Consider the following 26,054-nt stretch of genomic DNA (forward strand, 5'->3'; position numbering starts at 1 on the left):
TACAGGGCCGTATGTGTATAAAACGTTTGTATACGGAAGAATTAAAACAAAAGAATAACTGGTTAGAATAATGTTTCAAACAATACTTACAAAAATTTTTGGCAGCAGCAACGAGCGTATCGTAAAACAGCTGAATAAGGTCGTTGCAAAGGTTAACAGTCTGGAGCCTCAGTTCAAGCAGCTTAAGGACGAGGATTTCAGAACCTATACGGAAGAATACAAAAAGCGTGTGGCTGAAGGGTTAAAGCTTGAAGCCGACGGTAAAAAAGCGTACGGCAGTACACTCAATGACATTCTGCCTGAAGCTTTTGCCCTTGTAAGGGAAGCCTCACTTCGCGTTCTCGGTCTCAGACCGTTTGATGTTCAGATTATGGGCGGTATGGTTCTTAATGAAAATCAGATCGCCGAAATGAAGACCGGTGAAGGTAAGACCCTCACCGCACTTCTTCCTGCTTACCTGAACGCACTTACCGGAAAGGGCGTTCACGTTGTTACCGTGAACGATTACCTCGCAAAGCGTGACAGTGACTGGTGTCGTCCGCTGTTTGAATTCCTCGGCATGCACGTGGGATGCAATATCTCCGGTATGGATGCCGAATCCAAGAGAGCCGCTTACGCCTGCGACGTAACATACGGTACCAATAACGAATTCGGTTTCGACTATCTGAGAGACAACATGGCCTATGTTCCTGAACAGCGTGTTCAGAGACCTCTTTTCTATGCTCTTGTGGACGAAGTTGACTCCGTTCTCATCGATGAGGCCCGTACCCCGTTAATTATTTCAGGTGCGGCCGAAGACAGTTCCGATCTTTATGTTGCCGTAAACAAGATTATTCCTGAACTTGTTGAACAGGAAAAGGAAGATTCCGACGAATACCGCGGAAACGGTGACTATACCCGTGACCTGAAGACCAAGTCCGCATATCTTACCGAAAACGGTCAGATTCATGTGGAAGAACTTCTGCAGCGTGAAGGCATCCTTCCGGAAAATCAGACCCTCTATTCAAGCGCAAGCATTACCCTGCTTCATCACGTGATGGCGGCACTTCGTGCACACGTGCTTTTTGAGAAGGATGTTGACTATATCGTTAAGGACGGTGAGGTTATCATCGTTGATGAACACACCGGCCGTACAATGCAGGGCCGCAGATGGAGCGACGGTCTGCATCAGGCAGTGGAAGCGAAGGAAGGCGTTGAAATTCATCATGAAAACCAGACACTGGCTTCCATTACCTTCCAGAACTACTTCCGTATGTACGAAAAGCTTGCCGGTATGACCGGTACCGCTGATACCGAAGCATACGAATTCCAGCAGATTTATAACTTAAGAACAGTGGTGCTTCCTACCAACAGACCGATGATTCGTGAAGACCTCATTGATCTTATCTACGGTTCTGAAGAAGAAAAGTTTGAAGCTGTGGTAAAGGACATCAATGAAGAAATCGGTAAGGGACGTCCGGTTCTGGTTGGTACCATCTCCATTGAAAACTCAGAAAAGCTGTCCCGTTATCTGACTCAGCTTAACATCAAGCATCAGGTTCTTAACGCCAAGTTCCATGCTCAGGAAGCTCAGATTGTTGCTCAGGCCGGCCGTCCCGGCACCGTAACCATCGCCACCAACATGGCAGGCCGCGGTACCGATATCGTTCTCGGCGGTTCACTTGATGCGGATCTGGCTGCTCTTACCGATCCTACTCCTGAACAGATTCAGCAGGTTAAGGATGAATGGCAGAAGCGTCATGATGCGGTGGTTGCCGCCGGCGGTCTCCACATCATCGGTACCGAACGTCATGAATCCCGTCGTATAGACAATCAGCTCCGTGGCCGTTCAGGCCGTCAGGGCGACCCAGGTTCATCACGTTTCTACCTGTCACTCGATGACGATCTTCTGAGAAGATTCGGTTCAGACAAGCTTAAGACAATAATGAAGCATCTCGGTCTTGAAAGAGGTGAGCCAATCGGTCATAAGCTTGTTTCAAGAGCCATTGAAAATGCTCAGCGTAAGGTTGAAACCAGAAACTTCGATCTGCGTAAGAGTCTTCTTGAATTCGATGACGTTGCCAACGAACAGCGTAAGGTAATTTACGAGGAACGTAATTCACTTCTTGACGGTAAGGTTGATGAAGGCAGTATCGATCTGATCCGTTCTGACGTTTACAACTCCGTAATCAACGAGTTCATCACTCCAAATTCAATGAGTGAGAACTGGGATGTTCAGGGCCTTACCGACAAGCTCAAAAATGAATTTGCCCTTGAGCTGCCTATCCAGAAGTGGATTGATGAAAGTGACAGGGTAGACGAGGAAGGCATCCGTAACAGGATTGTTGATGAAGCCAAGGATGTGTTTGAGGCAAAGAAGCTGCTCATCGGTGATGAAAGAGCTTCACAGCTTATCCGCAACATCATGCTTCAGTCACTTGATACCCTTTGGAAGGAACACCTTGCCTCAATGGACTATCTCCGTCAGGGTATCGGTCTGAGAGGCTATGCTCAGCGTAATCCTAAGCAGGAATACAAGCTTGAATCATTCCGCATGTTCTCTGAAATGATTGATAACTTCAAATATCAGGTTATCAGAATTTTAAGCTGCATCCAGATCAAGGTTCAGGAAATTGATGAGATGGAACAGAAGCGTCAGGAACTTGCTGATGAGGCTGAAAAGAAGTTTAACGATGAGGCTGAATCAAAGGCCAAGGAAATTGAAAAAATGAATGCCGCCTTTGCGGATCCTAACCACAAGGTAGGCAGAAATGATCCTTGTCCATGCGGCAGCGGCAAGAAGTACAAGAACTGTCACGGACGTCTTGTATAATTTCCTGTCTTAATCAGAAATTCTAATCAGAGTTTGAAACCGTTATTGATTAAAATGTCAGTAACGGTTTTTTTTATCATGAGGAAAAACCGCACGGTAAAAAATAGTATAATGACACAGCCTCATGATTACGGGGCGGATACGGAATGCCTCCCCGAAGGCATAATCATGTCAGGTTTTTAGATTCCACTTACATTGCGGCAGGTTATATATGGCTTTTGAAAATTTATCAAAAATGGATCCTTACATTTTACTTTCAATGGTTAACATGAAGCTCCGTGATTTTGATGATCATGATCTGGACAGCTTCTGTGCCACCTATGAAATAAACAGGGAAGAACTGGAAAAGAAGCTTAAGGATGCGGGCTTTGAATACGATCCGCAGACCAACCAGTTTAAATAGTTTTTCCCGGAGAACCGAATTTAAAATCCCTGAGGAACGGCTTTCGGATTACGGGCTGACTTTCCGGGGATTTGGTTTTTATCTTAGTCTCTTTTAAAATTACCGCAGTATAAAAACATGCTTCTGATACATCTTCTTCCTTACAACCGTGATAATTATCCATGGTGCGTGGACATCGTTTCCGTCAATGCCGAATCATATGAGGAGGAGGGCAGAAGCCGTATCGTGGTGACTCCTCCTGCAGGGATATGTCCGTCTCCCGCCTTTGCGGTATCCTTTGACTGTGACTGTATTGAGACTGTTAAAAATCACGGACTGAAACCTTCAGAGGCGGCTCCGCTTCTTGCCGACATTTTGAAAAAGCACGAACAGGTGGTTTTTTCGAATGCCAAGTCATGTCAGATGTTCAGGGAACTTCTGGTGAGTCTCCAGATGACTGATGTTTTAAGAGATAAAACAGTTTCCTCATTTAAAAGCATACTGCATGCCGCAGTAACCTTAAAAAACATTTATTATCCGAAGGCCTGGTGCAACATCAAGAAGCTCTGTTCGGAGCTGGGCTTTGCGGAAAACAGGTACATAGGGTGCATGTACAGGGTATTTGCCGACCTCTACGGGAAAGCGCCGAAGCTTCTCAGCTACTTTGTGAAAAGGGATATGGTTCTCGGCACGGCTGAGTCCTCCGGCAGAATTGTACTGGGAATCACCGAAGACGGCTTTCGTATAATCACCCCCGTAATGGTGACCCGGGACTATATTCTTGGAATGGACATATCAAAAGAAGTGAAGCCGTGCGTACTCCCGCTTAACGGCTCGGTGTGCTATACCGTAAGCTCGGCAATTAACGGTGCCGTGGCACAGTCTCTCGGGACTGATTTTGAGTCCATTAAAAGGAGATTTGCCGAGGCTCTGCCTTACTGTAATTCCGATACGCCTGAGCATGAAAAACTTATGTCGGAACTCGGTGAGCTTCTTAAAAACGGCGATTCTGATGACACGTCAGCCGTAACCGACGAAAAACTCCGTTGTCTCACGGGGCTTGTACCTTCAGGAAGAGTCTTTCTCGGAGCTTCTGAGGTTTCCGCATATGTGGAAAAGGTGTCAGGACCGCTTCGTACGGCCATGCTTGATTATCTGTACCTTGAGGAGTATCCGTTCCCGATTGGTTATGAGGAAGTATACAGGGATATAGTTTCCTCCAGAATAAACGCTGCCAGAAATGCCATGGTATCGGAACTTGAATATGCCACCGCAGAGGCTGAAAAAAACGGCAGTAAGGAGAGCCTCAGCAGGCTTTCCAACCTGTACAGGTTTCTGTCGGAGTAGAACCTAAGCCTGCAGGCGTGTAACCGCTACGGAGAATGTTATTCCGTTTTCCGTAACGTTTATATCCATGAGACGGCAGTCTGCCTAAGATTATACAATTCTGTTGATGTTAGGACATACCGCAACAGCGGTGACGACCGGAATGCCTGTAACGGGATTTACTCCGGTTACCACAGAACCTATGTTAGCTACCGGACGTCCTGCCCGCAGTCTCGTAACAGCGGTGGTTGCTGAAATTACTCCCACGCATACGGCTCCGGCAACTGCATCGCCGATGCATGCGGCAGGCAGTCCCTTGACCAGCCTTATGGGAGCTCCCGGGCCTGCAATGACGTCACCGGTGGCTGTAAGGTTGGCAATTGTTGCTATCGGGGTTGGCATAATTCACCTCCTTGTCGTTGCGGCTATTCAATATTCAGGGCTTTGGTATCGGTATTCAGGGCACCGGCCTGGGTACCTACGGCTTTGGCATCGGCATCAAGAGCATTGGCATTTGCAGTTGAGGCGTTACCTTCGGTTTCTGATGCCTTCACAGCACCTTTTTGTGCCTCAACCTCATCTTTGGCAAGACTTTCCTCAGTTTTGCTGGCTGAGGTATTGTTTTCGTGAATGGTGGTCTTGCCATCATCTGCACACAGGTGTTTGCTGCCGGTAATATTATCATTTTTGTAGTTGGTTGATGACGCGGCACACAGTGCCATGATGCCGATGTCAATACTTAGATTTAAAGCTGAAACTGCAACCGCTTCGGCAATGGCTGTGCCGAGCTTAAGACTGAGTTCATCGGTATTCATTTTGGGTACCTCATTTTTAGATGTTTGACCGCAGGTATTCAGATTCGGGAATTTACCATTTTGTTCATCGGCTTTATTATCATAATTCTGTTATTGATTTTTATTTTAAATAATATATTAATCTTATTGATCAATAATTTCCAAATCTTCATCTTTTATCTTTTGATCTATCACTTGTGATTGGGATAAATCCGACACAGGTGAATTTGATTCTTGAGAAATCTGCGACGTGTTCGTTGTTGTTTTGGCTCCAAATGCTATATTTGTAGCGGAGAGTTCCATTGAGGAAGCAGATTTCATTGATCTCAGATTATCTGCTGCAAGCGGAGTATAGGATGCCAGAGAGGTAACCATTCGCGCACTGCTGCTAACCATTAAATAGATATCATGAGGGCTTATGTAGTTGTTTTCCTTTGTACGCTTGCAAAATGAAATGTCATTATCATTTTCGGCAAGGATTATGTTGGTAACAAGATTCTCAATCATATCCGCTGCGTCAAGAGCCAGACCAATGCCTGCTATCACAGCATTATAGGCACTTCTTGTTTTACAGTATCTGTTCGTGTCTTTATTGTAAAGGATTATGGTTGCAAGTATGTCAGCAATGATTGAAGTAATGCTGTTGGCTGCTTTTACACAGCTGGAGCTTACCATCCATCCTTCGGAGTTCGAATCCGTCCAGCCGGTGCTGAAAGCTCCATTAAGCACCTTTGCTCCCAATCCGGCGGCTGTTTTCAGAACGGCAGGAGCAGTCAGAGTAGCTGATTTAAGGCGAACGCCGTTGGAAGTGAGCTGTCCGTATTTAGTACTGAAGCCTCCGCCAAATGAATCGGAAATGGCAGAGCTTGTCAGGGAATTGGCCTTGAACTGGAAACCGCTAACGGTGACACCGGTTGTCGGACTCAGTGACACGGATGCATCCCAAGGTGAGAATTTGTTGGTAAAGTACGCAACCGCCATCTGGATGGTGTTGCCGTTAATATTAAGCTTTGAATTGCCTACCTGAAGTGTTATTGACTTATCAGCCGTCAGAATAAGATTGTTCTGAGCTTTTACCGTAACATTGTTTGACAACAAGGAAGTGTCAGCATCAGCATATATTTCATGTCCTTTTGCATATATTCTGCTGCATCCTGTGGTAAACAGAATACTGCCACAAGGAACAAGAGCTTTCTGCAGAGCTAAATCCATTTGTTTATCTGTAAGCTGACTTTCTGTAAGCTGATCGTCCTTATATTCGCTTATGCTGGTATCGTTCTTGATTATTTTTTTTAATGCAGATGATATCACTGCATCAGTCTTTATTGCACTTATCAGATCATCTACGTAGCTATCCTGAGATGTGTACAGATCCTTAAGTTTCTGTATGTCATCGTCTGTTGATGTCTGACTGCCACTCCGGGCTGCCTTGAGGTCACCGTCCAATTTGTTTTTGGCATCTATAATGTCCTTAAGATTGGTCTCAAGATTACTTTTATGTGATGACGTATAGGTATCTATGATTTTCTGGGAACTGAATTTTGTTCCGACAATATTCATGAAAGAAGTAATTTTACCTGTATTAACCATGTGTTTAATAAGGTTTTTTGTCGAACTTAATTGTGTGAAATCCAAAATATTGTCATCGGAATCCCTGTTCCCATTGTTTATTGTTTTAGTGAGATTGTTCGCACAGAGATGTCTGCTGTATATAAGTTCATTTCTCATGGAACTGTCAAATACGGGCAGAGCTTCCGTTGTCGGCAGGTATCCCTGAAAATAATAACTGCCGTTAACTAAAATAAGCAGAACTTTCTGACCGATTCTTGGGAAATTCCCCAGAGAATCATCACCGGATGATGTGCTTACATATGTTGCGGTTACTGTTTGGTTTGCATCGTTAAGTAAAGCGTAGAATGATGACGGGAATGCCGTATTGTCATCAGATGACGGCTGAATGGTTCCGATTGACGTTACGGCACCATCCTTATCGCATACGGTGGCAATGAATACTGAAGGTACGGATGAACTGCCGCTTTCTCTGACCGTATTATTAGTGCCTGCAGGCACTGTTGACGGGGCGTTCACCGTCACCGTGTCTTTTTCTGCTGAGTCTGCGTCATCGGCATTTATGCCTCCAAGCGTACAGAGCGGCGCAAGAGTACTTTCTTCGTTTTCCGGTTTCGGAATTGCTACGGCAGTAAGATCAAGCTCATGTTCTTTTGTCTCGAACCCTACGGCCTGTTTAAATGCTGCGGGGTAATCCAGATTGAAACCAAAATGCGAGCGGATTACCAGATAGCTTTCGCCATCGATTTCAAGAATCTGACCTGCTGCCACGGCAAAATCGTGTGATGTAATACGGATTCTGTCAGATGAGACGTTGCTGATGGCTGCCTGGGATTCACTGATATAGTCTGACATTGATTTTTTCAGTGGGGCAGCCAGACCTTTGACATGGTCAAAACCTTCATGCTGAATCTGGTATTCTGAATTTATAATACTGTCTGCACGCAGGGTGGTGGTACTGTTCTCACCGGTATAAATGCTTCCCTTACCGATGTATCCCGAGCTTATCATCCTTTCAAGGTATACAGGCTCCGCATCAAAGCTTTCAGCATTGCCGCGATCGACCGCACAGACGATTGTTTCCTTGTTAACCAGGGTACTGTTTCCTGTCAGCTGTTTGGCGTGACCTGTTTTCCAACCTCTGGAGAACACAACCTTTACTGAAGATTTTGATGAGTCGTCTTCAGCAGGAGTGAGTTCGAATACATAGTTAAAACCGAAATTTCGGCAGATTCTGTTGATAAAGCTCAGATCACTTTCATTGTTCTGCTGCAGAATGTATCCGTTTTCTGGAATGCGGTCAAACATGGATGAGCTGATTTCGCAGTTCTGCTGATAGGACGCAAAAATTTCACTGATGACATCGGTAGGGGTACTGTCGCTGCTGAACCTGCGGGTGCGACGGTTAAGTCCCATCAGTACCATTTCCGGTTCTATTGTGAGTTCATAACAGTAACAGTCATCTCCTGAAACTGTACTGCCCAGACTTGACACAAGTCCAAGTGACCTGTATGACGTTATTATTCCCTGAAACCTGCGGCCACGGCTAACTGAGCCGGCAGTGTTGTACTGAAGCAGGGTAATTTCAGTCTTAACGTTGAGACAGCCGTTCAGACTGTTTCGTTTGAGAGCGTCTTTGGAAAACAGTGTTACCACAGCCCTGAAGGGAACACTGATGCCTTCACTCAGTATGCATTTGTACGGAGTAACATTCTTAAAATCGCATTTGCCGATAAAAGAGATGTTAATTTCTTTTTTCAACATAAGTTCATTCTCTCAAATAAATTGTCACGGTCTGCCAGTCTGAGGTCATATGAGCGGTAGGGCTTGAAGAGCTCCTTTGTTATCAGTAGGCTGACAGTGCCGGCCAGTTTTCAACTGACGGCCATTTTTCCGGGGCCAGCATCTTCTGTCCGAAGTAGACCTTTAGGAACAGAATTCCCTTGTCTCCTTCTGATGATAACACGTTAACGGGTACGTAAGATGCGTTGTTCTTATCATTATTTAAATGAATCAGGTGTTCATCCAGATAAAGTTTTAACGGCGCGTATCTTCCGCTGATTGCCACTTTGGCACCGGCCTTGCTGTCATCGGAATATCTGTAGAAGTCAAGTTCCAGACTGTCAATGTCCACGGTATCTTCATAGATGACCTTGTCCTCATCATTGACAAAGGTGCTGAAACGCTTTTTAGCGGCCTTTCCGGCTCTGATGTCCACGTATCTGAAGCGCAGCATGGCATTGGAGTAGTCCTTTCCGTACAGCTTCTCTATAAGCGCGTTCTGGGTTCTGATGTTCGGAATTGCAATCTTTGCAATTACCGGATTATCAGTGGAGCCGAACGTCTTTAAGATGAAGTCAACGTTGCTGACCCACTCGGATATGTCACTGCGGCCAGCCTTGAGACCGTTCAGAAGAGGTTCCTGAATTGAGCTTACACCCTCATCAGAACTTTCCTCAGCCTGTGGATTCTGTGAAGCTGCGGTTTCGTTTTTGCCGGTATCGTTACCTGCGGCCTTCTTCTGTCCGATGCCGAAGCTCAGCAGCTGCTTTCTGAGTTTCTGCATGTCTTCAGGGACAATGACCTGTCCGCTGGTGTTGCCGTTACGCAGTACAGGGAAATAGTAGAGCCTGTTCTGGAATTCGGTAAGAGACGCGGCAACGGAATAGTTTGCTTCGGATTTAAGCAGACGGATGCCGAGTCTTACGTAGGAGTCCCACCACGGCAGTGTGTTCTGGGACTTGCCCTGGGCCATAACCAGTGTAAAGTCGTTACGTACTTTCTTTTTATCCAGAGAGTTGACGTAACGGTTGGCACTGAGTACATCGTCCGGGAGCAGTGTCCAGGCGTTCAGAATGTTCGTGCAGGCCTGATTGTAGTTAAGATCCATGAGTTTTCTTCTGGAATCAATGACCTTAAGGGCATTGTTTCTGCTGCCCTGACCGTTGGCTGAAAGCACGGAATCATGAATTTGGGACAACACTTCGTATGACATGTTGTAGACATCACGGAGCTGCGCATTGATTTCATATGCCCGACTTTCTTTTGTGAAGTCGTGGAAGGTTGAGTAATCATAGAACACCGGTCTTATGCTGTCTCCGAATGCGGCCCAATAGTTAACGTAGGCATCGGAGTAAAGCATGACGCTTTTTCTTATCCTGCTGATGTGCTTGTCATTCTCGACATATTGAGAGAAGAGTTTTGAAGACTTGTTTTCGATCCTGTTCTTATCGTCCTTCTGCTGAGCTTTTGCTTTTACCCGGCTGTCAAACTGCAGGAGATAGGCAATAGGATTTATGAATGATTCTACTGCCTTCGGTGCATACTGTTCATCCAGTTCAAAATATCCCAGAGCCCTTCTTGCTGATTCGAAGTTAACCATCCCGTTAAACAGGCCGTCTTCATCGTCTGCGGCATCATTCATGCTCATGGCAAGATCCGCAACCTTTCTTGTAAGACTGCTGTCGTCAGGATAATGCTTCAGGAGATTTTTAGACAGCTGAACCTTTGAAACAAACTCTGCGTATTCGAGATACATCTGGGCAGCGTTAACCAGATCCTTGGCATTTTCCAGATTCTTGTGGCTTTCCATGAAGTTCTTAAGATTTCTGTTCTTTAATGCAAAGATGCTTTCCAGCTTTTTAAACTGACTTTCAAAGTATTCCGGATCCTTTACCTCAAGCGGAAGCTCGTCTTCCGTGGCGTAGACCAGTTTAAGAATATCGGCCAGAACGCGATATCCGTATTTTTCTTCCTGATTTCCGAATTTGATTTTGTCGTAGACGCGACTGTTGATTATTGATGAAAGGCGTTTTTTAGTCTGTTCATAATCACGGGTGATGTTGTCGGCGGCAACATTCTGCAGATGCAGAACCTTGCTGGTGTCAGAGTAGTCTGAATCAAAATATCTCTTTCTTTCCGTGTTGTTCTGGATGTAGTCAGTAAATTCCTTAAAATCATCATTCACTATATTCTTATAGTCCAGATAGCTTTTTTCAAATAAAGCGGATCTCTGGAGATCAAGTGTTTTACTGGCTTCTGCTTTATCTTTGCTGTCTTTCTTTGCTACCACGGGGGTTGAGAAAGTGCTGAGAAACTCGGCATAGTTTCTGTCAAGATAATCAGCCCTGTTGATGGTGTAGTAGATTTCACGGCGGAGCTTCATGTATTCCTCAATTGACTGATCCAGATCCCTGTTGGAGATGTCGGAGGTGAAACTGATGAACTTTTCTGCCGTGAGTTTTATTTCATTACCATTCTTGATAAGGAATTTAAAGGTCTGATAATCAGACTCAGGGTAGGCGTTTCCCTCAATGATCTGTTTTATGAGATTGCGGATTCCCTGATTGATGCTTGGGTAGTATTCCTTGTAGAGAAGTATCTGTCTGATTACGCTGGCGGAGTAGTTTTCGTTTCCTCCGGTAATGTCGCTGAGTTCTTTGGCAACCTTTGATGATACGTCAGGGTACATGTAGTCAACAATTGACTGCAGACTCTTTCTGATGGTGCGGGAATTTCTTCCGGAGAGAATTCCGGGATCACCACCGACCTGTGAAAGCTTCATGAATGCCAGCAGTGCATCAGCCCTGGCTTCAGTGTAGTAAGAGTCGTTGTTTTTCAGATTGTAGGTAAAAGAGGTTGCTGCCGGGAAAAATATCATGTCCGCGGCCATTTGGTTGTAAATGGTCTGACGTTCCTGATGGTACAGATTGTTGTAGTCATAAAAAAGGTAATTGGTCGGGGCGTAGATCATCGGCAGAGGCCTGTCCGCAAGGAGCGTCAGTTTTGAATTTGTGAAGAAATTAAATCTGGTTACGCCCGGAATGTTTTCCATAAGTTCATCAAAGCGATCGATACCGTTTCCGGAGTTATAGTCCACGTCAAGAAGAGGTGAGTTCAGCATGGCGTGAGACTCGAAAAGAGTGCTTATCTGCTTGTAGTACTGGGTGTCCATTTCCAGCTTTCTGCTGATAAGGCTCTGACCGAGTATCGCTCCTGCAAGATAGTTAAGGGTCAGCAGACCGAGAACCAGTCCTATGGTAACGGCTGGAACGTTGCGTCTTATCTTTTCGCTTTTTGTAAAGTCGGCTCTTCTGTCGAGGAAACCGAGGGATGAGCCAAGTACGCTGCTGACAAAATATGAACCCTTAAGATGTTCGTGGGATTCGGTCAGCGGAGATTCATCCGTCGTGGTCTGCTTCAGTTCGGCAAAGCCTGAGTCAAAACAGATGCCCTGATCCGCAGTGGAGCAGAAGTAAACCCCTTCCGTCATGACACGCGGTGTACCGGTGTTTGCGGAATTGAAAATTATCTTCAGGTAGTGCCTGAGATTGGATCTGAGTGTTTCAACCTGCTGCGGAAAGGTGAATATGTAGGAGGACAGATCTATTCTGCCATTGTCGGTGTAGCTTGCATCAATGATTTTTTTGGAAAGGAACATGCCTGCGGCAGTTTTCTTCAAATCGGAGATGAAGCTGTCCCACTCCTCTGTGAAACGCTCTTCCTCATAGACTCCGCTGTTGCTGGTGAGACTGAAGCCCACGGTTCTGTTTCTGCCTGTTCCGGAAACGCCTGAGAAGAATTCTCTGAAGCCGCGGATGCAGTCTGATTTGGTGATGAGCACTCTTACCGGAATTCTCATTCTGATTGTTCCGGTTAGACGCAGAAGTTCAGAGGATATCAGTGAGGCCTTTTTCTCGGTAAGGCCTTCATTGTCGGCAAGCAGAGCGTCTGCCGGAATTGTCAGAATAATGCCGGAGAGCGGTTTGATGCGGTGGGTTTTTTTGATAAGGTCGCATATGGTATACCATTCTGCGGAGGAGCCTCCCATCCAGTTGTCAAAGAAAACGCGTCCCTTGACGCTAAGGTAAATGCGTTCACTGTTTACATGAAAATTTACGGGTTCCTTTCCGTGGGTGTCGTTTTCATGCAGAACGGAATAGGTATTCAGCTGTCCTTCAGTGAACAGGCTGTTCTTTCCGGATAGAGGTTCGCCGATAACCACGTACCACGGGGTACTGCCTTTTTTTGGACATCTTGTACCGATAACCTTTTTGGCCGATGCGAAGAACATTTTGATGAGTTCGGTGTTAGGGGACAGATTCTGCTTACCCTGTTTGTTTTCGTTCTCACCGGATACCATTTTGGAAAGGTTGGACCAGATCATTAAATCGTCTTTAAGTGAACGGCGTTCCTTTTTCATCTGGTGCCTGTGTTTAAATCTCTTAACGAGTATATATACTGCAAGTACCAGAATCAAAAAAAGAATAATGAGTATCACTATTCCCAGCGGATTGCCGAAAAGTGATGTCATAAAATCCTGTGATTCCGTCTGAATGTCCGGAGTTGAGGCATTATTCATTTTTATTTGGACTCCTTTTCGCGTACGGTGTCGGATACTGCCGGAGCAGTGCTGTTGCCGCTGAGTTTTTCTGCCGTTCTCTTGCCGACGGCTTCCCTGTCGTCCGTTCTTCCGTCATACTTAAATTCGTGTGAGGATTCTTCCTTGTTATCACTGTCTGCCGTGATTTCTTGTTCTATGCCGGAGAGATCCTGTTTTTCGTTGACCGTACCGTATCCGATTCTGTTTTTATCAGAGCCTGCTTGGAATAATTCCTTACCGTCGTCAACAAGATAGTCACGGCTCGGGGCGGCCATTTCCAATGCCGACATTATGCTTTTTCTGAAAGGACGGGTGTTGACGTGAATGCTGAGTACATTCAGAATAAAACTGAACAGCGCAACAACGATAATGGCTGACAGTATTTTGATTTTATGGGCAAGAAACCATGGCGTATCAGACGGCTCCGTTTCAGTTACCATGTCTGCTGACATCTCCCGGCACACCATTTCATAACCTGAAGAATATCTGTCATCCAGTTTTTCGAAACAGAGCTGCATGCGTCTGACAACTTCAGCAGGTTCTCTTTTGAATGCTCCGTCAAAGCCCAGGCCAAGCATGATGTAGTATATGTTCAGAATTTCCGGATCGCTTTCTCCGGCAATGGCTTCATCCAGACAGTCGAAGAATTTGTCATCGCCTGACAGTTCATTGTAGCTGTGAGCCACGGGGACGTAATCCTGAGAGAAGGAGAAACCGGATTCCTTAACCGTATAATCGATGAAGAATATGAGCGGGAATTCAATCTTTCTGTATGCGGATCTGAGAGCATCGCTTTTTTCAGCGGTGTTCCTGGCATTTTTCAGAAGATGACTTATCTCTGCGGTAAATTCCGCATATCCAAGTTTGTATCCGTTACGCTCATAAATGTAATAGTTGCAGAGCTTATGCAGTATCGGACTTACAAGCTCATAAATCCCGTTTGGTTCCATTCCCTCGGTCCTTTTTAATTCTCTTCATTTTCCGTCAGCACAAACAGCTTTGCGGTGAATTTGTCGAGAAGAGAATGTGCGCAGTCTATGATCATTGTTTTGTCATCCAGAATGTAACGCCATATTCTGGCTGATTCATCCTTCATTACCTTAAAGTAGATCGTGTTGCTGTTTTCCAGAGGCAGATAGCGTGGCGGAAATCTTGAGTAACTCAGCTTGACTCCGCGGACGCGGCTTTCAAGCGAACCTCTGTCGATAAGCCTGAAATTATCCCCGGCTTCAATGTCATTGAGAAGCTCTCTCCAGTTGAGTTCTCCTTCAAGGGCTATGTAGAAGTCTGACGCCTTGCTGAGTTCCTCGGCATTGAACCTTGCTTCAAGGTGAGATTCACTGCCGGTGTTTTCAAAATCAATCTCGATGAATTCAGCCTTTCCTTTGATGTTTACGAGAGATCTTATGGAACGTATTACCTCGTCATAAACGCCGAAAAGGTTGTAATGGTCATATCCGCTTAGTTCATGAGTGTCTGAAAGAGGATAAAGCGCCTTAAGTGAAGCCTGAAGATTTGAGAGTACACAGTACAGATCGAACGGCGTGGTTTTGTCTGGAACCAGCAGATTGTTAAGGGTGTTGATGTATACGTTCAGACATTGGAGCTGCATGATTTTCAGAACGTTGGATCCGGTAGCAAGTGAAGGTACAAAACCGGAATTTTCAATGTTCGTTAAAAGCTTTGATTTGCAGTTTTTCAGTTCAAAGAAAAGCTCCCTTACCATAGTGAAAAGGTTTGAGGTTCCGGAGATAAGAATGGTTGGAGGGGTATAGGTCGATACCTTTTCCAAAACCGGAGTGTTGCTGTTTTCGAGAGTCCATCTCAGTTTCATGATTGGCAGAACGGCACAGTCAGTGGCTTTTTTAGGATCCGTAATAATCTTAACGTTAAGGCTTCTTTTAAAAACAGTGGTTTCATTGTCACCGGTATTTTCATCGACACAGGTAGTTTCGTGAAGCAGATAACGGCGCTGTTCGCTGTTGCCGGTTTCATTAAGATTGGAATCCATTACTGAGTAGAACGGTACCGCAAGATAAATGGTTATTTCTTCGTCTGCATGCTGAATGTCCAGATCGAGTGTGTGCGGCATGACTGCGCAGTTTCCGGGCATACAAAGGAAAACCCCGTCAGGCATGACTGCCGCCAATGAATTGATGACGATTCTTTTTGACTTCAGAGCCTCTGTGTCCACTTCAATGTCACAGATGCCTTCCTTGTAGGGGATGGCAAGGCTTGAGTGTGCATTAAGCGCGTCATTGATGACACGCTGAAACTGCTGAAAGTGATGAGGCTGCAGAAAGAGCCCTTCACTCCAGTGAAGAAACATTGGAAATTTCACGCTGGCATTCTCTTCTTTGTTTGTATTTTACATTCCAAAATTCCGGATGGCCGGAAGTGTTATAAAACGGCAGGAGACAAGCCTCGCCGTTTAGCGCTGTCAGTTAGGGGCTCTTTCCTCCTTCGGCGGAAGCTCCTGACATTTAAGCTCCCTGCCACCGGATTTAACGCAGTTAAGTTCCATATTATGAGGCTGTTTTGCCGTTTCCGGGGCCTCAGGAAGTTCCTCCTCGGCATCTTCCTTTGTGGTTCTTACTATTCCGGTTCCCACAATTTTGAGGTACAGATCCGGCTGTTCCTCGAAAAACCCAGTAGGTATCTGATAGGTGAATATGCGGGGATCAAGCTTCGGAGCGGCCGCACCTTCTTCTCCTTCTTTTTTCTCGGGACCGTAAGGCAGATTGACGATTACAGCCAGATACTGCGGTGAACGTCCCATGATTTTTTTGTACGCAGGATCGTCTGAACTCAGGGTTTTTACCTTCAGATCATTGTCTGAGAATCTGAAGGTTACCGGAGCGTAGTATTTGCGCACCGGACTTTCCGACTCAAAATATCTGTCAATTGAGTAGGTTCCGAGCTTAATGGTGTCCTCGTTCCCGGCCCCGAGTATGTCTACCTCAAAGCTGGGATAGTAGCCGTATACCTTGGCCAGATCCTTAGACGGATAGATGCTCACGTCAAAGCTTGCACTGGTCCCCTCAGATGAGGAACATCCGACAATCACGGTTGAGAACAGACATGCACATGTAAGAAAAATGTTCTGGTTCAGATTCATTTTCAGCCCCTGAAACGTTCAAATTTCTTGTTGCCTGCATCGTTTAAGGCTTTTTCAGCAGCCTGTTTCATGGATGCATCGTCCGGTACCTTCCCAATAACCCCCGTAAAGCCTCCGTGACCGATTTTATGATGCGGAGGTTCCATTTCCGTAAGAAATTCAGACCAGTTGTTGATTCCGAACACTACTTCTCTGCCGATTTCAAAGTACAGCTTCATGCGTTCCTTGAATTCCCTGGTGCCGCCTTCAGTAAGGGCGCACTTAAGGAGCAGTGAATTAAGTCCGGTAGGAGGGAGCTCCGGAGGAGTTCTGACAATCTGCTCCATGTTCGGCGTAAGATTGCCGTAGCACCAGAAGGTAAGGAGTGAAAGCAGTCCCTCATGTGTTTCCGGACAGGCATTGCCAAGGTTAAGACATCTTGTGGCATTCTCATCCGTGGGAGCCGTTATTCCGGCATAGACCGCATCCATGGCATTATCAGTCTGTTCCTTAAGTTCTTCCCTGCTTTTTGAAGGAACAGCCGCCTTAATGGTTTCAACGGTTTTCTTTCTGATGGCTTCAATTTTTGCGTCGAGTTCTCTTTTCATCTGGAAAACAGGTGATTTTTCCTCGTTTACAAATGCAGGTTCCTTAAATTCTTCGACTTTTTTTATGGCATCCGCAAGCATTTCCTCGGGATCCATGCCGACGATGCTTTTGAACTTCTCATAAATATTTTTACGAAGTTCCATATGCCTTTCCCATATTCCGGGAGGCAGCATTTTAATAAGTTCCTCGTTTTTCGCCTTAATTGCGGAAATTTCCTGTTGCAGCTTTATGTAGTCGGGATTTGTTTTGTAGTCCATCTTTTCTGGTTCAGGCATTTTGGCCCATTCCGGAAGTTCAGGATTCTTGTGCGTGCCGATGTCCGATATGTCTCTCGGTTCAAAAGGAATTTCGAAAAGTTCGTTTTTGACGCTGAGCACGCAACAGTATCCCCACCATGCCAGAGCCCGCTGGTGCAGGTTGAATGCCAGAAATTCACTGGCTTTCTGATAGTTTTCAGCCACGGCAAGCTGCTTAAGGAAGTCTTCCGCCAGCGGATGTTCATCTGCGGTTTTTCTTAATTCAAAAGGTACCTTGTAGCGGCAGTTTTCAACCACCTCGGCAACGGTTCTGTACTTTAGCAGAACAAAGTGCTCATTGAGCCAGTCTAGTTTATCAGGCATAAAAATCTCCGAACAGTTACTGTTATCATAATCTTATACGCAAGTTATTGTACAGACAGGGATTTACGGGTTTTACAATTTTGAGAATACAGTCACAGTGGTTATTTTCGGCAGATTTTTCACGTGCCCGGCGGGTTTGAAAAATGCTGATTCAGAAAGATGAGGACGGAACTTTCTTGAAGAATCTGTGCATCATGATGGATGTCATGTTGATGCTGACGGTCGTAATGCCTTTACCCTGACTTGAATTGAGGTGGGTTCCGTGTCCCAAAGCCTTGGTACCGTCAAGATAAAGCTCCCTGACAGTTCCTGCGTCTATTTTCAGTTCGGTATGGACGGTGAGAGGTCTGTTGAGATAGGAGGAGATGATTTCATACATCTGTCTGAAGTTAGGTGTTCCGGGCATATAGTCAAGACTCTCTTTATAATTTATGGGGCCGATTTCCACGATAATGTCCTGTGTCCGAGTGGTATATCTGCTTCCTATCTGGGCATTGAGTCCCAGTACGGAGGTATCTCTGTTTCCAAGATGCATCCTAACCTCTTTCGGGATGAAATGCGTTTTTTCCACAAATTCCCTGATGTTTATATGTATGCCAAAATATGATTTGAGGATGTTTTCCAGTCCGAGAGCCGAGCGTCTTCCGTGAAGAAACTCTGCCGTGAAGGCAAATTGGGCATATTCCGGAAGACTTGTGATCTTTTTGTATCCCTGACGGTTGAAGCTTCTGAAGAAGTTCATGAGAGTCGGATCCTCTCTGTCAAAACATACCGGCATTTCACACATGCTGAAGGCCCGGTAGTAGAGGGACAGGAAACGGTGATTTATGATGTCAAGAAAACGTCTGGTCGTGGCATCATAGTCATTGATGTTCTGATGGTAAATAAAATCGGTAAGCTCAAGGGGCATTGGACCGTTTGGTCCAAGAAGTCCGAAGAAATAAACAAGAACCTCATAAATTCCGTACCGGCCTTCGGCTGATTTTTGGGTCACCGAATGAATGTCTGAATCAGTATGTTTCAGAAAAGGCATCTGACCGAATCGTAATGCTTCGGCATTCGGATGCTGTGCCGTACCAATGCGCGGCAACTCCTTCATCTGATTTTCCAGAAGGCGGACAAGGTAGAAAAAGTCGGCTTCCGTGCTGCCGTCATCTTCTTTTGCCAGGGATTTAATTATTCCATCAAGTTCTTGCATGAGTATACAAATCCTTTTTCATCCGAATAGACGTCAACGCATACCGGAATGTTCAGATCCCGGTAATTTATGATGAGAGAGGCAATGATTCTGGAGAAGGTGAAGAATCCGATACCTTCCAGATCCCTGTGACTCAGGGTAAGTTCAATCAGATAGCCTTTTTCAAAAAATACCACTCCCTTACTGATGAAACGGTAGACTTTGGAATTGATTTTTACCTTTCGCAGGGCTGATTTCATGCGGGCGGTTTCCTCCGCGTTTTTCATTGAGAAGGCATCCATAAGCTGTTTCAGATTGTACAGCAGTCCATCATCGCCACTGGCAAGAACGGAGGCAAAGTTACACATGATAAAAGCCAGTCTTTTAAAGTCATCGGAACTGCCGGATGATATCAGGGGAGGCATTGGCTTTGTAATCTGGCCTATGATCTGAACCTCGTGCAGATCGCCCAAAGATGCGGTGTTGAGACGATCGTGATTGGTCAGACAGCATGGAAGGTCGGCATTTGTTACCAGACAGTCCGCCACGAACTGCAGGTTTTCACTCATCTTCTGAACATAGTCCTGACCTGAGAATGATATGAACGTCTCCTGCTTTTTATAGAGACGGTTTTTATATCCCGTGCTTCCTGTCTGTCTCTGTCTGCGGTGTACGCTGAAGAAATTGCGGTATGTCCTTCCGTCTCCCTGATCGGGGCCTGTTGAAAAAAACGGATACGCGCTGAAGATGGGCTGATTTGAGTTGTCAAAGAAGTCTGCTCCGATAACGTAGTAAATTTCATAGTCCAGCTGATGGGTACTGTCAACGTTTACGTTTATCTCAAAGTCATGGTTGGTGAACATTCTCTGGGTTCTTTTTCTGAACAGATTTATGAGAGGAATGACATTGAGAAGAAGTGATTCCCGATGCAGTTTGTCACTGTTTCCGAAATTCTGCTTCTTATCGAATATGAATACCAGTGAGATTTCCCTTGAGGTTATGCCGTTAAAGGCATTCTTCAGGCCTCTGATGCGCAGAAATTTCATGAGCCCCGGATACTTCATGTAGAGATTCATGTTGTTGATGCCGCTGATGGCAGGGGAGTTTGCGGAGTAGACATTGCTCTTTGCATCAAGCAGTGAAAGTTCCACTGATACTCCGTGAATCTCCCTGTAGCTGTTGTCCGGAAGTTTTATGAATACTCTTTTCAGACTGGCGAAGAAGTATTCGCACAGATTGGATGCATCCTGATCGGTAAGATTCAGGTAAATGTCCAGATATTCCGGATTGATGGATGCGAAGGTGGCATTGCCCTCGGTATTGAGCGTCATGGAAATTGAGTTTCTGTAGCCTTCTCCCGTGAGATTGGTAATGGAAATGTCGTGTTCCATTGTTTTTACGTCTTTGAGTGACAGAGCGTGGATTTCGGTTTCAAAGAAACTCTCGAAACAGATCTGTGTGGTGCTTTCGGATTTTGTCTTGGTGAATCTGCATCCGGGGGAAACACGGAGACAGCCGCCGGTTATTTCCGGAAGTGATGCTTCGGGAATCTGAACGTTGCACATGGACGGAATTGGAGCCACGGCATTTGGATTAACAGAGTTCAGGATGGATTCAAGGAAACGTTCGTATCCGTGATCGAGCCTGTTTTCAATTCTTGCACTGAGAAAAGCCGTTCCTTCAAGCAGTCTTTCAACAAAAGGATCCTGACACTCGATCGAGGACAGATCAAGATGAGACGCGGTTTTTGGGAATTCCCTGGCAAATTCTTGGCCGAGCTTGCGGATGTATGCCAGGTTGTCACTGTAATACGCAAAGAAGTCTTTTTTCATTTACTTAAGCATCTCCTTTAACGGCTGCCCTTCCTGTTTCCAGTTCTATGTAGAAATTGCAGGAAAAACCGTCTTTCAGCTCTGATATCGCAAAAGCTGCTTCGATGTGCAGGGATAAACTGCACTTGTCCGCCTCCTGAGTGTCAAGTCTGGTAATGACCAGAGTGTCCGGGTTAAGTCTGGGTTCAAAGCATCTGATTTGCCATGATATTTCCTTTTTTACCATGTCAAAAATTCTGTCACTGTTATCCAGTCCGCAGAAGTCGGACAGCCCGTAGCCGAGAACCGACGATCTTACCTCCGGCCATTTGTCCAGATCATCGGCCCCAGGATGCATTCTTGAATTGAACAGCATTTTAAGATTCAGCAGAATTTCCCGATGAATGCGGGAAAGAAGCGAATCTTCGGCGGATCCGTTCCCGGTGAGGCTTCTGTCAGTGAGTCTTGACAGAATGCACGGCTGAAATTTGTCCTGAATGTGTATTTTCTGTACCATGTCGGAGTTCGTCCATGAATCATTTTATGAAAATGCGATCCGGACACTCCGGATAACCTAATTTTAACATGCATGACTCATTAAAATTTTGCGTAATGTTTTAATTTAAGCGGTAAAAACAGCATTATCCTACCCGTTGAGCATTCTTTCAGGCGTCACTGTGATGCGGGACGCGGAACCTTTGTGGTAAGACACAGGGTGGTGGTCAGACCTTCAAGCTGATAATGCGGTTTTAGATAGAATTTAACGTTATAGTATCCCGGCTGGTTTTCAATGTCGTCAATGCTGACTTTTGCTTCCGCGAGCGGATAACGGGCCTTGATGTCCTCATCGGCGTTGGGGTCGGTGGTTACGTATTCACTGCTCCAGTCCGAAAGCCATTTTGTCATGTCCTCCTTTGATTCGAAGGAGCCGAGTTTGTCGCGTACTATGCATTTGACGTAGTGGGCGAATCTTGAGACAGCAAAGAGGTATGGCAGTCTTGATGACAGCTGGGCATTTGCCGAGGCATTCGGGTTGTCGTAACACCTTGGACTGTTAACGGTCTGACCGCCGAGGAATACGGCGTAGTCGGTATTTTTGCAGAAACACAGCGGGATGAAACCGCATGAGGAAATTTCAGCCTCTCGGTGATCGGATATGGCAATTTCCACGGGAAGCTCCATGTCCTCGGCCGGATTGCCAGTAAGTCCGATGAATTTGGACAGGTGGTCAACGAGACCGCCTGATTTTATTCCGCGGATCTTGGCACACCAACCGTATTTTTCGAAAGCTCTGTTGATGTTGATTCCCATGGCATAGGCTGAATTCATCCATACGTGGTTGAGGCTGGCGTTACCGGTCGTATCCTCAGTGAAATTCAGGCCTTCAATGTGATTTGAATCAGGGCCGTAGGGGAGTCGTGCCAGAATTCTTGGCAGTGTCAGTGCCACGTATCGGCTGTCGTCTGAGTTGCGGAAGGATGTCCATGAGGCATATTCAGGCGTGCTGAATATATTTGATATACCGCGGGGATTGGCGAGTTCTGACCATGAATCAAGATTCATGACGGACGGATCCGCAGCACTTATGAACGGACTGTGTGCGGCAGCAGCTATCTGGGAGATTCCCTTTAAAAGTTCAAGATCCGGTGCCGAATGATTGAAGTAGTAGTCACCGATAATGACTCCCAGCGGTTCACCGCCTGCGGTTCCGTACTCGTCCTCATAGAGTTTTTTGAATATGGGACTCTGATCCCAGGAGGTTCCCCTGAATTTTTTAAGGGTTTTTCCGAGCAGCTTTTTGGAGATGTTGAATACTCTTATCTTGAGGTTAGCCGAGGTGTTGGTGGAGGTAACAAGATAATAGAGTCCGCGCCATATTCCCTCAATTTCCAGAAAATCGGGATGGTGAATGATGAGGTTTATTTCCTCTCCTATCTTTATGTCGGTTTCGGCAATGAGTGATTCAATGAGATAGCGGGGATTCTGTGTCGCAAGCTCAGGATTTCCGCTTATGACCCTGGCACAGGTCAGAAGTCCTTTTTTCTGTTCGGCGTCAAGCGCAGACAGACACTTCGTGATTTCCGAAGTGTCCGCTAACGCGGTAACTTCCGTATCGTTTTCCTGCGGATCGGACAAAGTGCTTCGGGTTTCGTTTTCCGCAGTTACGCCCTGCCCGGGCTCAGGTTCCGTGAAAAAGCTGAATCTGTTCATGAGCTGCTTCCCTACTGTCATTTCTTACCGGTCGGTATTCTTTCGTGCCTCCGGAGGTCTTGGCATTTTGAAAAACGGTTTTTAAGGAACCGTCCGATCTGCTCCGGAATAAACGTAAAAGTCCGCATCTTAAGAATAATTAAATACCGGTAAGGTTGGCGTTAGATCTAAGGTTTATTGTATTTCAAACAATGCCGATGGTGACTGATTTACATGCGGCGACGTTTAATTTCCGTGATACCTGAAATAGAGTTGGAGTTTTTGCCCCTAAAAAACAGTGAAGCCGCGGAGGAGACCCCGCGGCTTCACGATGAAACTGCTAAGGCAGGATCATGTCTGTCTTACTTTTCGGTAAATTCAAACACGAACTTTCCGTCGGCCGCGTCAGCCTTTACTGACGCAAGTTCTTTACCCTCCATGGTTACCTCCAGGAATTTCTCACTGATGTCCGGAAGCAGATCGTTGCTTATCACGGCATCGATGAGACGTGCGCCTGAGGCCGCGTTATCACAGCGGCGGATGATTTCATCACGCAGAGCCTGCGTGCAGGTGAGTTCCGCATGATATCCTTCCATGACGCGTTTCCTGATCTTGTTGAGCTTGAGATCAATGATTCTGTTGGTGGCAGCCTTCCCGAGAGGATAGTAAGGCACGATGGTTATGCGGCCAAGGAGTGCTGCCGGGAACACCTTCATCATGTCATCCTTTATGGCGTTTGCAAGCGTCCTGGTATCAGGCAGATTGTTCTCGTCAGCGGAAAGCTCCATGATGGTTTCATCACCCACGTTGGTGGTGAGAATGATGACGGTGTTGCGGAAGTTAATGAGTCTTCCTGAGCCGTCTTCCATCTGCCCCTTGTCAAAGACCTGGAAGAAGATCTCATGAACGTCCCTGTGGGCTTTTTCTATTTCGTCAAGAAGCACCACACTGTACGGACGACGTCTTACGGCCTCCGTAAGCACACCTCCTTCGCCGTAACCCACGTATCCCGGAGGGGCTCCTTTAAGGGTTGACACGGTGTGGGCTTCCTGAAATTCACTCATGTTAATCGTAACCAGATTGTTTTCGGTTCCGTACAGCTGTTCCGCAAGCGCCAGTGCTGTTTCGGTCTTACCCACGCCTGAAGGACCGGCAAGCATTATTACCGCAATCGGCTTGTTCGGATCGGCAAGTGATGCCCGAGCCGTGAGGATGCGCTTGGCTATGAGGTCAATTCCCTGATCCTGACCGATGACCCTCTCCTTCATGTAGTTGCCAAGATTAAGCACGGAGGTGATTTCATCCTTCACCATGCGGCCTAAAGGAATGCCCGTCCATTCCGAAATAACCGTACTTACAGCCTGTTCGTCGACTTCCGGAAGGATCATCGGACTGTCGCCCTGAAGCTCGTTGAGTTCGCAACGGGTGCTCTGCAGCTTCTTTCTGTCCTCATCGGAGATTATACCCTTATCGGGAGTCTGAGCACTTGATGCTTCTGATTCAGTAACGGTGCCGTCAGCCCCCGCATCGGCACATGATGAACTGTCTGAGACAAGTTTTGTTCTGAGTCCGATGTATTCAGCTGACTTCTTTTTAATCAGCTCAAAGCGTTCGTTAAGTTCTTTGAGATGTGCTTCGCTTTTTTCAATTGAAGCGGAAACTTCCGCAATCTGTTCTTCTCTGTTAAAACCTTCGCGATGTTCCTTTGTGAGAATGTCCTTTTCGAGCTTCAGAGCCTCAAGCCTGCGGCCGGTGAATTCGATTTCGGCAGGTATCGTACTTTGGGAGAGCGCTACCTTGGCGCACGCCGTGTCAAGAATGCTTACGCCTTTGTCAGGAAGCTGTCTTGTCGGAATATAGCGGCGGGACAGGGTAACGGTGGCTTTAACGGCTTCGTCAAGAATACGAACCCCGTGGTATTTTTCGAGAAAGCCCGTCATGTTGCGGAGCATTCTGAAGGCCTTTTCGTCATCCGGTTCCTGTACCAGAATATTTTCAAAGCGTCTGGTAAGTGCAGGATCCTTTTCGAAGTATTTTACGTATTCGCGATATGTGGTGGCGGCGATGCACCTCAGTTCGCCCCTCGCAAGTGCCGGTTTAAGGAGGTTTGCCGCGTCATTCTGACCGGCCGTGCCTCCGGCACCTATAAGGGTATGGGCTTCGTCAATGAAGAGGATAATCGGTGTGTCAGAGGCTTTGACTTCTTCTATTACCTGTTTCAGTCTGTTTTCAAATTCCCCCTTCATGGATGCGCCTGCCTGAAGCAGTCCCAGGTCAAGGGAACGGAGTACGGTACCTTTTAGGCAGTCAGGTACGTCTCCTCTTGCCAGTCGCACGGCAAAGCCTTCGACTACGGCTGTTTTACCCACACCGGCTTCACCCGTAAGTATTGGGTTGTTCTGTCGGCGACGTAGCAGTACGTCCAGCATTTTACGGATTTCCTCGTCTCTTCCGACGATGTTGTCGATTTTGCCTTCCTTTGCAAGTGCCGTCATGTCGGTAGTGTAGAGTTTAAGAGCTTCTCCCTTGCCGAGAGACGGATCTGACATTACGGATGCCACCTGCCCGGTACCGGCATCAGACACCGTATTGACGTGACCTGCTTCGGCTGAGTCACTGACTATTTCTGAAAACTTTTCCTGCAGGAGATCTCCGTTTATCTTAATGAACTCGCCGCTTATTTCATGAAGTCTGCGGGCAAGGTCTGGATTAAGCTTAAGGGCCAGAATGATGTGTCCGGTACGGATGGCTCCTGAGCAGTATACTATGGATGCCGCCATCCATGCTTCCTGAATGGCTGTTTCCACAAGAGGTGAGAATCCCGATATTGAACTGGCACCGCGAGGCAGAAGATCCAGTGTTTTGGTAAGATCGTTTGAGAGTCTGGCCTCGTCTATGTTGAAGTATTTAATGATCTCGTGGAGATCGTTGGGTTCGCTTAATAGTATCTGGTTAATGTAATGGGCTATGTCAACGTAAGGATTTCCTCTGGTCTTGCAGAGGGTGGTGGCACTTTCGAGTGCCCTGTATGCCACGTTTGACAGCTTTGAGAATAACTGTTTTTTCTTTAGTTTTATCATAAGAAGAATCCCCTTTGATTTATTCAGGGATTGGACGTTAAGCGCCTGTATGCCGTCATGGGGCCGGCGGATCATCCAATCTTCTGAGAGATGCTGACCAAATACTATGGTAACGAATAACGGGGTATTTAAACCGCGATCAGTTCAACAGTTTCAAATGTTTATATTGTTTTGATGAAGGTAATTGACGTATTTGTCAAAAATA

General features: G+C 46.2%; 16 protein-coding genes. 3 read left to right on the forward strand and 13 right to left on the reverse strand.

Going from position 1 to position 26,054, the window contains the following annotated elements; genetic code table 11:
- Positions 1–70: 70 nt before the first annotated feature.
- The 3 genes from secA to QZU58_RS02835 all read left to right on the forward strand — a co-directional run bounded on the left by secA (position 71) and on the right by QZU58_RS02835 (position 4,541).
- Positions 71–2,812: a preprotein translocase subunit SecA gene (gene secA, locus QZU58_RS02825; RefSeq protein ID WP_294461092.1), complete on the forward strand. Its 2,742-nt coding sequence runs from the start codon at positions 71–73 to the stop codon at positions 2,810–2,812.
- Positions 2,813–3,023: 211 nt separating this feature from the next.
- Positions 3,024–3,215, forward strand: coding sequence for a DUF4250 domain-containing protein (locus QZU58_RS02830; protein ID WP_294461090.1), 192 nt, complete (start codon positions 3,024–3,026; stop codon positions 3,213–3,215).
- 117 nt (positions 3,216–3,332) lie between these two features.
- The gene (locus QZU58_RS02835) at positions 3,333–4,541 is read left to right on the forward strand and encodes a hypothetical protein (protein WP_294494641.1); all 1,209 of its coding nucleotides are present in this window, start codon (positions 3,333–3,335) and stop codon (positions 4,539–4,541) included.
- Between the two features lie 90 nt (positions 4,542–4,631).
- Here the strand turns inward: QZU58_RS02835 and QZU58_RS02840 are convergent, their stop codons facing one another.
- The 13 genes from QZU58_RS02840 to tssH form a co-directional block, all read right to left on the reverse strand.
- The gene (locus QZU58_RS02840; protein WP_294461084.1) at positions 4,632–4,922 is read right to left on the reverse strand and encodes a hypothetical protein; all 291 of its coding nucleotides are present in this window, start codon (positions 4,920–4,922) and stop codon (positions 4,632–4,634) included.
- 23 nt (positions 4,923–4,945) lie between these two features.
- Positions 4,946–5,335: a hypothetical protein gene (locus QZU58_RS02845; RefSeq protein WP_294461082.1), complete on the reverse strand. Its 390-nt coding sequence runs from the start codon at positions 5,333–5,335 to the stop codon at positions 4,946–4,948.
- Positions 5,336–5,458: 123 nt separating this feature from the next.
- The gene (locus tag QZU58_RS02850; protein WP_294494644.1) at positions 5,459–8,647 is read right to left on the reverse strand and encodes a contractile injection system protein, VgrG/Pvc8 family; all 3,189 of its coding nucleotides are present in this window, start codon (positions 8,645–8,647) and stop codon (positions 5,459–5,461) included.
- An 82-nt stretch (positions 8,648–8,729) separates the two neighbouring features.
- Positions 8,730–13,244: a type VI secretion system protein gene (locus QZU58_RS02855; RefSeq protein ID WP_294494647.1), complete on the reverse strand. Its 4,515-nt coding sequence runs from the start codon at positions 13,242–13,244 to the stop codon at positions 8,730–8,732.
- A 2-nt stretch (positions 13,245–13,246) separates the two neighbouring features.
- Positions 13,247–14,215: a DotU family type IV/VI secretion system protein gene (locus tag QZU58_RS02860; protein ID WP_294461075.1), complete on the reverse strand. Its 969-nt coding sequence runs from the start codon at positions 14,213–14,215 to the stop codon at positions 13,247–13,249.
- Between the two features lie 14 nt (positions 14,216–14,229).
- On the reverse strand, positions 14,230–15,606 hold the full coding sequence (gene tssK, locus QZU58_RS02865; protein WP_294494650.1) for a type VI secretion system baseplate subunit TssK: 1,377 nt from the start codon (positions 15,604–15,606) through the stop codon (positions 14,230–14,232).
- A 99-nt stretch (positions 15,607–15,705) separates the two neighbouring features.
- Positions 15,706–16,383 (reverse strand): hypothetical protein, encoded by a 678-nt coding sequence (locus QZU58_RS02870; protein WP_294461070.1) that lies wholly within the window; start codon positions 16,381–16,383, stop codon positions 15,706–15,708.
- A gap of 2 nt (positions 16,384–16,385) precedes the next feature.
- Positions 16,386–17,591, reverse strand: coding sequence for a hypothetical protein (locus QZU58_RS02875; protein WP_294494653.1), 1,206 nt, complete (start codon positions 17,589–17,591; stop codon positions 16,386–16,388).
- A 151-nt stretch (positions 17,592–17,742) separates the two neighbouring features.
- Positions 17,743–18,789 carry a type VI secretion system baseplate subunit TssG gene (gene tssG / locus QZU58_RS02880; protein ID WP_294494656.1) on the reverse strand — a complete coding sequence of 349 codons (1,047 nt, stop codon included), beginning with the start codon at positions 18,787–18,789 and terminating at the stop codon, positions 17,743–17,745.
- A complete protein-coding gene (gene tssF / locus QZU58_RS02885) occupies positions 18,768–20,600 on the reverse strand; it encodes a type VI secretion system baseplate subunit TssF (protein WP_294462798.1) in 1,833 nt (610 codons plus the stop codon). The genes tssG and tssF overlap by 22 nt, the downstream gene beginning before the upstream one ends.
- 4 nt (positions 20,601–20,604) lie before the next feature.
- Positions 20,605–21,096, reverse strand: a complete 492-nt coding sequence (locus QZU58_RS02890) for a GPW/gp25 family protein (RefSeq protein ID WP_294494659.1) — start codon at positions 21,094–21,096, stop codon at positions 20,605–20,607.
- 155 nt (positions 21,097–21,251) lie between these two features.
- Positions 21,252–22,811 (reverse strand): type VI secretion system contractile sheath large subunit, encoded by a 1,560-nt coding sequence (gene tssC / locus QZU58_RS02895; RefSeq protein ID WP_294494662.1) that lies wholly within the window; start codon positions 22,809–22,811, stop codon positions 21,252–21,254.
- 320 nt (positions 22,812–23,131) lie between these two features.
- Complete coding sequence (tssH, locus tag QZU58_RS02900; RefSeq protein WP_294494665.1) at positions 23,132–25,849, reverse strand: type VI secretion system ATPase TssH; 2,718 nt, start codon at positions 25,847–25,849, stop codon at positions 23,132–23,134.
- Between the last annotated feature and the right edge of the window lie 205 nt (positions 25,850–26,054).

The organism is uncultured Ruminobacter sp. (assembly GCA_902764345.1).
Taxonomy (GTDB): Bacteria; Pseudomonadota; Gammaproteobacteria; order Enterobacterales; family Succinivibrionaceae; genus Ruminobacter.